The sequence below is a fragment of the Psychrobacter sp. JB193 genome, assembly GCF_002285555.1.
Classification (GTDB): domain Bacteria; phylum Pseudomonadota; class Gammaproteobacteria; order Pseudomonadales; family Moraxellaceae; genus Psychrobacter; species Psychrobacter alimentarius.
This window is the reverse complement of sequence record NZ_NRGY01000001.1, coordinates 1,521,637-1,535,107: the sequence shown is the minus strand read 5'-3', so window position 1 is coordinate 1,535,107 and position 13,471 is coordinate 1,521,637. Positions and strand designations below refer to the sequence as shown.

The window sequence follows — 13,471 nt, the reverse complement described above, 5'->3', positions numbered from 1 at the left end:
TTAAGCCAGCACTTGCTGGCTTAAAGCTTTGGAGGAACTAAAATTGACCTATAGTGATGTTTGCTTCGTGTGATTTTTAATGCTAAAGAAAGTAATATATATAATATATTAGACAAAGTTATAGTCTTCATTATTTTTAGATACAGTATTATTATAGACTTAATACCTTCTGCCTTTCAGTGCATTATGAATAATTAATATTTAGTAGGTTTTCAATGTTACTGTATCGATTGACCCGAAAATTAATACGTGATCCAAAGCAGTTTTTTCTCGATTTTATCAACAATCGTAAACATCTTAGAGTAGATCCGAAAGATACTGTTTTTGCATTCAATATTAAGGAGTGGAAAAGACCTTATTTGGAGAGGTTCTATTCAAATAAAAAGATTGTATATATCCCTATAAATCTGAATGAATCTTTACTTAGGAAAAAATACATACCTCATATACTCAATAATAATATCGAAATTCTTATTTGGGGTATGGATCTTCCCAAAATAATTCAAGATAGTGGCGCGAAAATTACTTATGTCGAAGATGGTTTTATACGTTCAGTCGGTTTGGGTTCTGAGCATACACCACCCATGTCACTAAATTTTGATTGTAAAACTGCTTATTTCAATGCACGACAAGCATCCGATTTAGAAGATATTATTAATACTTACGACTTTAAGTCAGATTTAGAATTAATGAAACGTGCTAGGCGGCTAAAGGATGCTTTACTTAGTACTGGGATAAGCAAATATAACCATAATTCTGATGTTAATCTTCATAGCGTTTATGGAGAAAAAACCAAGAAAAGAGTGTTGGTGCTTGGACAAGTTGAGGATGATGCATCAATCAAATATGGTTGCTCTATTCATATTACCAATAATGACTTAGTACGCTTAGCAGTAGCTGAAAATCCTACTTCCCAAGTTATTTATAAGCCACATCCAGATGTGCTACTTCAAAAGCGTAAAATGCTTTCAGATCCAAAGGAAGTAGCTGATATTTGTAAGGTATTGACAGAGGATATTCCACTCGCTCAATCATTAGAAACAATTGATCATGTATATACAATCACCTCCCAAGCAGGTTTTGAAGCCCTACTAAGAAATATAACAGTGACAACTATTGGTTGTCCTTTCTATTCTGGCTGGGGAGTTACGGATGATCGCCAACCAAACTCTCGGCGGATAGCGAAACGAACAATAGAAGAAATTCTCGCTGCTGCTTACATACTCTATCCTAGATATTTTGACTTTACTAAAAATACAGAAGTTGAAGTTGAAGATATTATTCAAAAATTACTAATTGAAAAGTCTAATTGTATCCATTTTGAAGACTAAGATGACAAAATTTCGAATGACCTCAATGCTTTTGATTAGTTATTTTAAAGTCTAGTTAAATATTTACTACTTGTTTTTCTAAGTTTTTCTAACGATAGAAAATACAAAAGATTTCTCAGCTATGTTCTAACTTGCTTTTTCTATTATTAAGGTACTTTACTCATATGACTGAATCTAATGTCATTCACGCTGTCATCCCTGTTGCAGGCTTCGGTACACGTATGCTACCGCTGTCTAAGTCTGTACCAAAAGAGTTATTGCCTTTAGGCAATCGACCAGCTATTCATTATGTGGTTGAAGAAGCGATTGCTGCGGGTATCAAGCACATTGTCTTGGTCGGTCATGCGCAAAAAAGCGCGATCGAAAACTATTTTGATATTAATGTTGAGCTAGACACTCAGCTGCGTCATAAAGGCAAGGATGAGTTGGCAGACAGCTTAAATTGGCTACCAGCTGACGTGACGGTGTCAATGATACGTCAGGGCAAGGCATTGGGCTTAGGTCACGCCGTACTCGCTGCTCGTCCTATCATTGGTGAGAATGACTTTGCGGTATTATTGCCTGATGTGGTGCTTGATCCATTTATGACCGACGCTGCTACCGATAATTTGGCTTTTATGCTTGATGCGTTTGCTAAAGACAATCATTCACAAATCCTCGTAAATACAGTGTCCGATGAGGATGTCCATAAGTATGGTATTGCTCAATTAAATGAAGAGCAAAGTGGTAATAGTAAAGTAGATGATACGAACGTGAATACTAGCTTTGGGGTTGCAGGGTTTGTAGAAAAACCCAGTTTAGCAGAAGCACCTTCAAAACTTGCCGTCGTAGGTCGCTATGTATTTAGCAATAGAATCTTTGATTATTTGGCTAATACGACTGCCTCAGTGGGTGGTGAGATACAGCTAACCGATGCCATCGATGCACTCATTAGTGAGTATGGAGTTAATGTAACCACCATGCGCGGCGATAGTTACGATGCAGGCGATATGCGCTCTTACATGCAAGCATTTATCTATTTTGCTCAGCAGCAATTAACAGATGATGAATAGCTGATGGCAGAGACTAGCAAGGATAGAGCGTATAGCAGTGCTCGACATTCTACCTACTGGCAACAACTGCAAATGTTGGCCACGCAAGAATGGTCATTGTCTACGTTATTTGCGCAAGATGCTGACCGTGCCGCACACTTTAGTACGCGAGCTGATGCACTGTACATGGATTACAGCAAGCAGTGTCTCGATGAGGAAGTACTGGTAAATCTTTTAAAACTGGCAAAAAGTTGCGAGTTATCCGCTCGAATTGAAGCACTCATGCAAGGTGCTATGGTCAATACCAGTGAGCAACGTGCAGCTTTACATACAGCGCTGCGTTTACCGTCTACATCAACCTTAAAGACGGGTGAACAGGATGTAGTCGCCGATGTGCATCACAGCCTGGCACAAGTTGCAAAACTATCAGAGCGGGTCCGTCAAGGGACATGGCGTGGGTTTTCAGGAAAGGCCATTACCGATGTAGTCAATATTGGCGTCGGCGGCTCTGATTTGGGTCCACTGATGGCGACAACAGCACTGGATGAGTGGGCAGATACAGAGGTTGAAGTACACTTCGTTTCTAACATGGATGGCACTCAGCTTGACAACTTACTAAAACATTTGAATCCTGAAACGACCTTATTTATTATCTCGTCCAAGTCCTTTAGTACAGTTGATACTTTATCAAATGCCAAAACGGCATTATCTTGGTTACTTGCTACTGCCAAACTGCGCGCTGGTACTGAAGACAGTGTGTTGCGCCGACATTTTATTGGTATTTCCGCCAACAGTGACAAGATGAATGCATGGGGCATCCATCCCGAGCATCAACTACAGCTGTGGGAATGGGTTGGTGGTCGCTTTTCTTTATGGTCAGCGATTGGATTGGCGATTGCCATTCGTATTGGTATGTCTCAATTTCAGGCGCTATTAAGCGGCGCTCATAGTATGGATGAGCATTTTGCGCAGGCAGATTTTGCCGAAAACTTGCCAGTACTGTTGGGTTTGTTGGCAGTTTGGAACAGTACTTTTTTACGAGTGAATGCGCATACGGTATTGCCTTACGATGGTCGTTTAATCTATTTGCCAAGCTACTTAACTCAGCTTGAGATGGAGAGTAATGGTAAATCAGTGACCCAGCACGGCGACCGTATTGATTATAATACGTGTCCAATTTTATGGGGCGAGATTGGTTCGAATGCCCAGCATGCGTTTTATCAGTTGCTTCATCAAGGCACGCAGCAGGTCTCTTGTGACTTTATCGCCTGTGTGCGCCGCTATAGTACCGAGGTAAGAAATGCCTCATTACAGCAGCAGCACGACTTGTCTTTGGCCAATTGTTTGGCACAAAGCCGAGTCCTAGCCTTTGGTAATACAGCCGTTGCAAATATAGCGAATACTAAAGCGGATGTTGAGACGGACAAATACAAGTATTATCGAGGCAATCAGCCTTCAACCACATTATTGATTGATGAGCTGACCCCGCATAGTTTGGGAGCTTTGATTGCCCTTTATGAGCACAAAGTTTATGTTATGGCCAGTATTTGGGACATCAATCCATTTGATCAGTGGGGGGTTGAGATGGGTAAGCAAATGGCAGAATCTGTACATGCTGCTATGGAGCAGGGCGCAGGAGGTCAGTTTGACTCCTCGACTGACCAATTACTACAGCACATTAAACAGCTATCTCAATAACTGCCAATATCTCAACCATGCTATAGGGTATCCTTATGAGCGCTGACGTAAGTCATAATAACCATTATCAGTACGAACCCAGTCTATCGAATAAGGCTGATGTTTGTGTGCTTGTTGGCCATAGTATTGAAGCCATCACCAGTGCGGTCGTGCTGGCCAGTTTAGGCCAGCGCGTTCACTTATATGCAGATTTGGATATATTGTCACAGCAATTACATCAATATGGCTTTGAGCATCATTTGCAAGCGCTGTGGCAGATGTATGAGCAGCAGCAAATGATTGTTAGCCAAGCGTTACCAAGTAGTGCTGATAGGCTTATACAGGGCTATGAAAAAACAAACTGTGCTGATAGTGATAATATCGACAACGACAATCCTAATACTCAGCCGCCAACAGTCGCGCTATACTGGTTATTTTTAAACAGTATGAGAACGAGCTGGACAGAAGATCACTGGATTACCGCCTTTAATCACAGCAATCGCCAAGCATTGCCTTTGATCATGAGTGGCATTGAGCAATTGGGTGATGTTTCAGCGCTTGCTCAACGTTTACAGCGGGCTTGGGTATATTACGTACCCTTTGTCTTTTTAAAAGATGGAGATGCCTATAACTCGATGTTAAACCCGTCCTTATGGTTGCTTGGTGAAAAGACGGCCAACAGTAGCAATCATTTACAGGTCCTAAAACCTTTAATTCAGCATGCTCGTGCCACGCATCATGCTGATATCGCAACGATAGAATTTGCGCGTAGTAGCATCATGGCAATGCTTGCGACAAGGGTGAGCTTTATGAATGAGATGTCACGCTTGGCGGATAGCCAACAAGTTGATATTAAGCAAGTGAGTCATATCATGGGGCTAGATGAGCGGGTGGGTAGTAGTTATCTGCAAGCTGGCTGGGGGTTTGGTGGTAATACGTTACCAGCAGAGTTGTCTAGGCTACAGCAGTCGAGTCAGGCACATAGTCTAGAGATGCCGCTGCTAGAATCTATTATTCATATCAATGAAGATCAAAAAGAGCTGATATTTCGTAAGTTTTGGCAGTATTTTGATGGATTTATCGATAATAAGACTGTGATGATTTGGGGCGGGAGTTACAAGTCTGGCTCAGGACGTACGGCAGGCTCAGCCATTCACCCATTATTAGACTTATTGTGGTCTTATAATATTCGCACCCTGATTTATAGTGACAAAGCTCAACCTGAATTGATCTCGCTTTATAATCAGCAACCTTTATTTAAATTGATTGCCAGTCCTTATCATCAGATGAATGAAGCTCAGGCAATTTTTATCATTAGCTGGTCACCCCGACACGAGCTTGATATTGTCAAAATCAATCAGCAAGCAATGCCTGTATTTGATGCACAAAATGCCCTGACACGCACCCAAATTCAGCAGTTAGTGGGCGATTATAGAGGTATTGGTCGCTCCAACTAACCGTTTGGTTTTATCTTTATTTAAAAGTTGTTTTTATTAAAAAAGGCTCGCTAATATATATTAGTGAGCCTTTTTTATCTTCCAATATACATGGTCTTTTAATAACCTTAAGCGGGTACGGCACCTTGCAGTGCCAACCACTGCTGGATTTCTTTAATCTTGGTGGCCAGCAATGCCGCATCACCGCGACTTTCGATGTTTAAGCGGATGAGGGGTTCGGTATTGGACGCTCGTAAGTTAAAACGCCATTCGCCAAAGTTAAGGCTTAAACCATCGAGGGTAGATTTGGTTGGTTTTTGAGTGCTAAATTTTTCTTCAATTGCTCGAATAATGGTTGGCGCATCCTGGGTGGTCAGGTGAAAATTTCGTTCACCTGAGCTGGGATACGCCTGTATGTAGCCTGTGACCAATTCGGACAAAGTCTTACCCGTGACGGACAATAGCTCAATGGTCAACAGCCATGGAATCATACCGCTATCGCAATAGAAAAAATCGCGAAAATAATGATGCGCCGACATCTCGCCGCCATAGACAGCGCCAGAATCACGCATCACTTGTTTGATAAAAGAGTGTCCAGACTTACTGATCACAGCTTTGCCATTATGATCTTGTATCACCGCTTCGGTGTTGTATACCACACGTGGGTCGTAGACGATGGCTTCGTTTGGGTATTTGTTTAAAAATGCTTGCGCCAGCATACCCACTACGTAGCTGCCATCAATAAACTTGCCATGTTCATCAAATAAGAAGCAGCGATCAAAATCACCATCAAAGGCAATACCAAGATCGGCTTTGTTTGTTAGCACCGCTTGCTGAGTCGCGACTCTATTGGCTTCAATCATTGGATTGGGAATGCCATTTGGGAAGCTACCATCAGGAATATGATGTAAGGTCACAATCTCGATTGGCGTGCCAGCTTGTACCAGCTTGTCAATCAATAAATCTACGACTGGCCCGGCACTACCATTGCCTGAATTGATCACCAATTTGAGCGGTTTGAGCTTATCGGTATCAATGAAGCTCATCACATGATTGATATAAGCGTTTTTATTGGTTAATACCTGCAACTGCCCTGATTGATGAGCCGTTGTGAATTGCCCAGATTCTGCCAATGTTTGAATCTCTGCCAAACCATCATCCGCGCTGATGGGTTTTGATTGTTCCTTCACCAATTTTAAGCCATTATAATTAATTGGGTTGTGACTGGCGGTCACTTCAATGCCACCTAGCGCCTGATAATGGCTAGTAGCAAAATATACTTCTTCTGTCCCTGTCATACCTAAGTCGATGACATCAACGCCAGCATCTAACATACCTTTGATGGCAGCTTGTTTGAGTTGCTCACTTGAATGGCGGATGTCACTACCGATGACAATCGCAGGCTGTAGTGTTGCCATATCGCTACTTTGACTATTAGAGACTGTGTGATAACGCTGATATAAAATCTGTGCAAAGGCACGGCCGATACGATAAGCAATGTTTTCATCAAGAGTGACACCAAGCTCGCCACGAATATCATAAGCCTTAAATGAATTGATCGTTATAGGATTGAATTCAGTTGCTGGTTGATAGCTGGTGGTCGCAGAAGTGGACATAGTAATAAAATTCCTTGCGCGTGAGCAGTGGTAGAATGAAGAAGTAAGAGACACAATTATAAGTCAATCCGTGTTCAATGATACACTAACATTAGAGCATGTCCTCACTCTAATCGAAAGTTATCTGATAAGGTTAAAAATAAGGACATGCACTAATAACCCGAAAAAACGTTAAGCATATAAGAGCCTCCTTTATGACGACTTTAAACAATAAAATCGTAGCGCCAACCCCAGTACAAGGTACGCCTGCCGCCAGTGGGCAACTTGAAGATCTTTTGGCACTCATGGCAAGACTGCGGGCCGACTGTCCGTGGGACAAAAAGCAAACCAATCACAGCTTAATTCCTTATGCGATTGAAGAAGCTTATGAATTGGGCGAGGCCGTACAAAGTGAGGACGATGAAGATATCAAAGGTGAGCTTGGGGATGTGCTATTACAAGTGGTATTTCATTGCCAGATGTATGCAGAGCAAGGTCGCTTCGATATGAGTGATGTCATTACCACCTTACAAGAAAAGCTGGTTCGACGCCATCCCCATGTTTTTGAAGCCGAAACGCTCAAAGATGATGCAGCCGTCAAAGAGCGCTGGGATGAGATTAAGGCTGAGGAAAATCAGGCACGCGAGGCGCGAGGTAAACCACCGCGCCGTTTAGATGCCATCAAAGCAGGCAGTGCCTTGATGCAAGCTCAAGATGTACAAAAACAAGCATCAAAACTTGGCTTTGATTGGGACGGTATCAGTGGAGCCTTTGACAAGCTGGAAGAAGAGATTGATGAGCTAAAGGCCGAGCTGACGAACAAATCCAAAGCGGAGATTAAGGCCAATATTAGGGACATAGAAAAAGAGCTTGGCGATTGTATGTTTGCGCTAGTCAATGTCGCGCGTAAGCTCAATCTGGATGCAGAGACGGCAACGCTCACTTGTGTGCATAAATTTAAATCGCGCTTCGGTTATATCGAAGCGCAGTTGGCAGTAGTTGGCAAACGCTTCGAGGACAGTGATATCACAGAGATGGACGCACTATGGGATGCAGCCAAACGCCATGAACGCTTATAGCAAAAACGCGTTTATAAGTTGGATAGTCCACGCTGGTGGCTGTTTATTATTGGCGCTACTTGCGCTTAATAATGCCAGTGCAGCTCCGTGTTTTGACAATCCACAGCGCGCTTATGAGTATTTACTGGCACAAGAAAAATCAGCCATTCAAGCTCGTGATCAAAAAATAATTGATATCAATCGCGCCAGTGAGGGTGAGCTTACGTCTCTTCATGGCATTGGCAGCAGTAAGGCACAAGCCATCATTTTGTACCGTGACATGTTTGGCGATTTTAAAGCCGTGGATGAATTAGCAAACGTCAAAGGGATTGGTGCAAAAACCATTGAGAAAAATCGAGCGCGTTTGAGAGTATAGAAGACAGCACCATATTTTGGATTAATTAACCCCAATATTGACAAAATAGCACGTAAGTAAGTGTCATAACACACCTACCACTCACAAAATTTGTTAAACTAGTGGGTACATCCGCCTGATAAACGCTTCGTTTGTCAAGGGTGGTTAAAGAATACCGGCGAGGAGTAGATGCATGGCCGAGCGTGCCGCCAAGCAGTTAGAACTGAATAAATCTGAATTACCCAATTCCATTACTGAAGTGATTGCGACATTGACCCGAGCTGGGTTTGATGCCTATATCGTCGGTGGTGGTGTGCGCGATACCTTATTAGGCCTGCGTCCAAAAGACTTTGACGCTGTGACTGATGCCAAGCCGCATGAAATCAAAGATGTATTTGGTAAGCGTTGCCGCATTATTGGTCGCCGTTTTCAATTGGCTCATGTGTACTCAGGACGAGAGTTGATTGAAGTGGCAACTTTCCGTGGTCCGCCAACGAGTGACGCCAATACCAATCGAGATGGTATGATCCTGCGTGACAATGTGTGGGGCGACATCAAGCAAGATTTTTCTCGCCGTGATTTTTCTATCAATGCTCTGTATTATCAGCCACTCAAAGGCATCGTCCACGATTTTTGCGGGGCGCTTGAAGATATTGATAATAGAGTCATTCGCCTACTGGGTGATGCGCCCGTGCGCATTGAAGAAGACCCAGTACGGTTATTGCGTGCCTTACGTTTTAAGGCCAAACTGGGCTTCGAATTTGACGACGCATTGGCTGCGCAATTTCATGATGGTAATTGGACCTTACTTGAGCAGATATCGCCGCACCGTCTTTACGATGAGACGCAAAAGATGTTTACGGGTGGCTATTTGGTGCCGTTGTTACCGTTGTTGTTTGAGTCAGGGGCGATTGACAGCTTAATTATTTATCCACCCTCTGAACCAAGTGCGCTGGTCAAACAAGTGGCGATCAATACCGACAAACGTATTGCCGCGGGCAAAAGCATCAATCCAGCGTTTTTCTATGCGGCACTTTTGTGGGAAAACTATCTGCATCAATTAGCAAAAGCCAAGAAGCGTAATATGCCCTTTGTTGAAGCACAGATGCATGCCGCTGGCAAAGTGATTGACCGTCAACGCATCAAAACGGCCATTCCTAAATTTGCTGAGCAGTTCATTCGTGATATCTGGATATTGCAGCCAAAGCTTGCCGCGCCGCGTAGCAAACAAATTGTGCAGCTCTCTGAACATCCACGTTTCCGCGCAGGTTTTGACTTCTTATTATTGCGTGAGCAATGCGGTGATGCAGAGCATCCGCTATCAGAGTCTACCAATGAGATGGGTGAGTGGTGGCAGACTTATCAAACGCTATCTGAAAGAGAGCAACAGCAAGTCATTGACGCGTTTGACGAAAATATCCGTCGCGGCGCTTATAAGCAAGGTCAAGGTCAGCGTGGTCGCGGACGCAATCGCCAAAAACCAGAGTCCAATACCGTTGAGGTATCCGCAACCAACCAACAAAATCCCAAACATAGTAAAGCCAATGGCAACACTAGAACAGATGTGAATGAGCAGACTATGGTAAACGACCCAGCAAATATTCCATCACGCCGACGACGTGCGACTAGTCAATCTTCATCGGCTAAGCAATCTGGTGGTCATCATGATAAAGGTTATGATACGCAGCAAGCAAAACAAGACAGCAGTGAACTTGCGCAATTACAGCAATTGTCTCTTGCCAATAGCAGCAGTCAAGCCGCCAAACCCCATCATGTTAGTCCTAAGCCGCTGTTCGTCATAGAGCACGAAAAAGTAGTACCGCCATTGAAGAGACAGCTGGCAAGTGATGAAAAGGTTAACCCCGTCACCGCAGTAACGGTGCAGAAAAAATCTGTCGCTAACAGAGCGCCAACTGAGAAAGCACCGCAACCAAAAACCGAGCAGGCTGAAGTTAAGGATACATCTGCTAAAACCGCTGCTAAGGTCACTCGTTCGGTCGCAACGTCTCCTGCATTGGTTAGTATGAATAACGAGCCAATACCTCACAAGCGTCGCCGTCGTCAGCCTAGCGTAGAGGTCTCTCACACTGTAAATAATGCAGAAAAGAAAGACGCTGTTCATAACGAACCAACGACTGCAAAATATGCAAAAAAAGCGCCAAAACCAGCGACTCAGTCTAGCGACAAGCCAGCAACTAAAGCTAGGAAGTCTCGCAAATCAGCAGAGGCGACGGCTACACAAAAAACGTCTGTCAAAACCAGTCCGCAGACTGACAGTCAATCTGTAGCCGATGCGCTACCTGAACATAAAGGTCCTGTACCGGCAAAGCGTCGCCGTCGTCAGCCAAGTGCGGATAAAGTCTAGCGTTGGTAGTGCTGAGATTTATAGCGAATATAGTTAATTGACTTTAACAACGGTGCGATGCGATTGGCATAAGTTTTTTGCAGCCTCTGTATTAGCAGCACGCAAGAAAAAGTTATGCCAGTCGCACATATTCATTAATGTACAGATGTCATGTTGAACTGACCGTATTAACCTGAGACTTTAGAACACAGTGACCATTATGAATAACGTTGAAACCAGTACCAAATCCCGTCATTCACAGCCCGCTGCTGTTATAGAAGGCAGTCAAGAGGAGCTCATGTGGGTTACTTGTTATATTGGTTTGGGAAGTAATTTAGCTAATGATTTAGGCTCGCCAGTAGAGCACTTGCAGCAAGCACTTGTTAGCATACAAGACCATGAGAATATACGTGACGTTGGCGTGTCTTCTTTCTATGCGTCTGCGCCTATGGGGCCACAAGATCAGCCAGATTTTGTCAATGCCGTTGCCAGCTTTCAGACGACATTGACGCCATTTGATTTACTGATGTTTTGTCAGCAGTTAGAGCAACAAGCGAAGCGGGCGCGCCTACGACGCTGGGGTGAGCGTAGTTTAGATGTCGATATTCTACTGTATGGTGACATACAAATGACAGATCCTCAGCTGACCATACCGCATGCAGGCTTGCCCGAGCGCAATTTTGTATTGATACCGCTGAAAGAGCTGGCGCCAGATTTGAAAATTTCGGGGACATCTATACAGGATTATTCACAAAGTGCGGACTGGACAGGTTTAACACGTTTATTCAATAGTTAGGAAAGGTGGCAGTTTTATCAAACATTAAAAATAGTTAGAGATGTTTATTCAAAAATTCATAACATCAGTGGTTGATTGATAATTAAAAATATTGAGGATCATATGACAACGCTATCTACTTTAAACAAGTTTAAAAAAGAGGGTATCAAGTTTACTTGCTTGACATGCTATGACTCGATGTTTGCCAGAATGATGGATAAAGCGCAAATTGATACCATTCTGATTGGTGATAGCTTGGGTATGGTGGTACAAGGTCACGACTCTACGTTGCCTGTGACGGTTGATGATATGGCTTATCATACTGCCAATATTGCTCGTAGTAATAAGCACGCCCTGATATTGGCTGATCTACCATTTATGAGTTATGTAACGTTGCCAGAGGCAGTGGCCAATAGTCGCCAACTGATGCAAGCAGGCGCCCATGTTATCAAGATCGAGGGTGGTAGTGAGCTTTGTGATCTCATCACAACCTTGGCGCAAGCTGGGGCACCCACTTGTGTACACTTGGGTTTGACACCGCAATCAGTCAACGTCTTTGGTGGCTACAAAATTCAAGGACGTGGTGACGCTGCGGCTGATAAAGTACTGGCTGACGCCAAAGCTGTGGTTGCTGCGGGGGCGGCGCTGCTTGTCTTAGAGTGTGTACCAGCGGCACTTGCCAAAACCATAACAGAAGCTGTTGACGTACCAGTGATTGGCATTGGGGCTGGCGCAGACACTGATGGGCAAGTCTTGGTGATGCACGACATGTTAGGTATGGCGCATGGTCGTGTGCCGCGCTTTGTACATGATTTTTTGACCGATGAGCGCAATGGTGCACGCAGTATCGAAGGCGCATTTGCCCTTTACCAGCAGTCAGTACGAGAAGGGATTTTTCCAACCGAACAGCACCAATTTAGCTAATTTGTCCAAAATTTGGAAGAGAAGACGACTAAACCATGCCCATTATTTATCATCACATATCAGCATTGCGTACCGCCCTACAGCCTTATCGTGACCAAAAAAATATCGAACAAAGTAGCTTACAGCGTATTGCTTTGGTACCGACGATGGGCAATTTGCATGAAGGCCATCTTGAATTAGTCAGAATTGCGAAACAACATGCTGACATCGTGGTCGTCAGTATCTTTGTCAACCCTACACAGTTTGGGGCAGGGGAAGATTTTGATAGCTATCCTCGTACGTTAGATGAGGATGTTGCCAAGCTCGCTACTGTCGATGCAGATTTTGTTTTTGCTCCTAGCATTGATGAGATGTATCCAGTCTTGCCACCGCCCACTTCTGTTCGTGCAGGGGCGATTACTGCTCAGCTATGTGGTCAGTCGCGTTTTGGACATTTCGACGGTGTTGGTATTGTTGTCTCTAAGTTATTTAACATTGTACAACCTGATATTGCTGTTTTTGGGCAAAAAGATTATCAACAATTGGCCATCATCAAGCAATTGGTACGTGACTTAAGCTATTCTATCGATATTATAGGGGCGCCTATCGTCCGTGCTGATGATGGATTGGCATTGTCTTCACGCAACCAATATCTTAGCGCAAGCGAGCGAGAGATCGCCCCCGTATTGCATCAAGAGTTACAACGTTTGGCACATCAGTTAACCAGTAGTAAGCTGAGTCAGCAAGAAGCGGATTCATTACTGGCGCAAACACAGACGCGTATTAATGAGGCAGGTTTCACGGTTGATTATCTAGAAATCAAAACCGATGAATTAGACGCTATCACAGAGTCTGCAACTTTTAATATAGAAAACAAAAATTTAATCATTCTGGTCGCCGCTTGGCTGGGACGTGCACGCTTATTGGACAACCAATTAGTAGCGGTTAATCGACCGTTATGACAGA

Annotated in this window: 11 protein-coding genes; 10 read left to right on the top strand and 1 reads right to left on the bottom strand. The window is 43.7% G+C overall.

What is annotated here, in order from left to right:
• The first annotated feature begins 215 nt into the window (after positions 1-215).
• From CIK80_RS06660 to CIK80_RS06645, 4 genes are all read left to right on the top strand, one after another.
• Positions 216-1,331, top strand: coding sequence for a hypothetical protein (locus CIK80_RS06660; RefSeq protein WP_218830306.1), 1,116 nt, complete (start codon positions 216-218; stop codon positions 1,329-1,331).
• A gap of 164 nt (positions 1,332-1,495) precedes the next feature.
• The gene (locus CIK80_RS06655) at positions 1,496-2,383 is read left to right on the top strand and encodes a UTP--glucose-1-phosphate uridylyltransferase (protein WP_095569323.1); all 888 of its coding nucleotides are present in this window, start codon (positions 1,496-1,498) and stop codon (positions 2,381-2,383) included.
• A 3-nt stretch (positions 2,384-2,386) separates the two neighbouring features.
• On the top strand, positions 2,387-4,060 hold the full coding sequence (pgi, locus tag CIK80_RS06650; RefSeq protein ID WP_095569322.1) for a glucose-6-phosphate isomerase: 1,674 nt from the start codon (positions 2,387-2,389) through the stop codon (positions 4,058-4,060).
• 35 nt (positions 4,061-4,095) lie between these two features.
• Positions 4,096-5,496: a UDP-glucose/GDP-mannose dehydrogenase family protein gene (locus tag CIK80_RS06645; RefSeq protein ID WP_095569321.1), complete on the top strand. Its 1,401-nt coding sequence runs from the start codon at positions 4,096-4,098 to the stop codon at positions 5,494-5,496.
• A gap of 107 nt (positions 5,497-5,603) precedes the next feature.
• Here CIK80_RS06645 and CIK80_RS06640 read toward each other — a convergent pair whose 3' ends face one another.
• Positions 5,604-7,091, bottom strand: a complete 1,488-nt coding sequence (locus tag CIK80_RS06640) for a phosphomannomutase CpsG (protein ID WP_095569320.1) — start codon at positions 7,089-7,091, stop codon at positions 5,604-5,606.
• 194 nt (positions 7,092-7,285) lie between these two features.
• Here CIK80_RS06640 and mazG point away from each other — a divergent pair, with 194 nt between their 5' ends.
• The 6 genes from mazG to panC all read left to right on the top strand — a co-directional run bounded on the left by mazG (position 7,286) and on the right by panC (position 13,467).
• A complete protein-coding gene (mazG, locus tag CIK80_RS06635) occupies positions 7,286-8,149 on the top strand; it encodes a nucleoside triphosphate pyrophosphohydrolase (protein ID WP_095569319.1) in 864 nt (287 codons plus the stop codon).
• Positions 8,136-8,504 carry a ComEA family DNA-binding protein gene (locus CIK80_RS06630; RefSeq protein WP_095569551.1) on the top strand — a complete coding sequence of 123 codons (369 nt, stop codon included), beginning with the start codon at positions 8,136-8,138 and terminating at the stop codon, positions 8,502-8,504. The genes mazG and CIK80_RS06630 overlap by 14 nt, the downstream gene beginning before the upstream one ends.
• A gap of 172 nt (positions 8,505-8,676) precedes the next feature.
• The gene (gene pcnB / locus CIK80_RS06625) at positions 8,677-10,848 is read left to right on the top strand and encodes a polynucleotide adenylyltransferase PcnB (RefSeq protein WP_095569318.1); all 2,172 of its coding nucleotides are present in this window, start codon (positions 8,677-8,679) and stop codon (positions 10,846-10,848) included.
• 277 nt (positions 10,849-11,125) lie between these two features.
• Positions 11,126-11,623, top strand: a complete 498-nt coding sequence (folK, locus tag CIK80_RS06620) for a 2-amino-4-hydroxy-6-hydroxymethyldihydropteridine diphosphokinase (protein ID WP_095569550.1) — start codon at positions 11,126-11,128, stop codon at positions 11,621-11,623.
• Positions 11,624-11,725: 102 nt separating this feature from the next.
• On the top strand, positions 11,726-12,526 hold the full coding sequence (gene panB / locus CIK80_RS06615) for a 3-methyl-2-oxobutanoate hydroxymethyltransferase (RefSeq protein ID WP_095569317.1): 801 nt from the start codon (positions 11,726-11,728) through the stop codon (positions 12,524-12,526).
• Positions 12,527-12,561: 35 nt separating this feature from the next.
• Entirely contained in the window at positions 12,562-13,467 is a 906-nt protein-coding gene (gene panC / locus CIK80_RS06610) for a pantoate--beta-alanine ligase (RefSeq protein WP_095569316.1), read from the top strand.
• Positions 13,468-13,471: the final 4 nt, after the last annotated feature.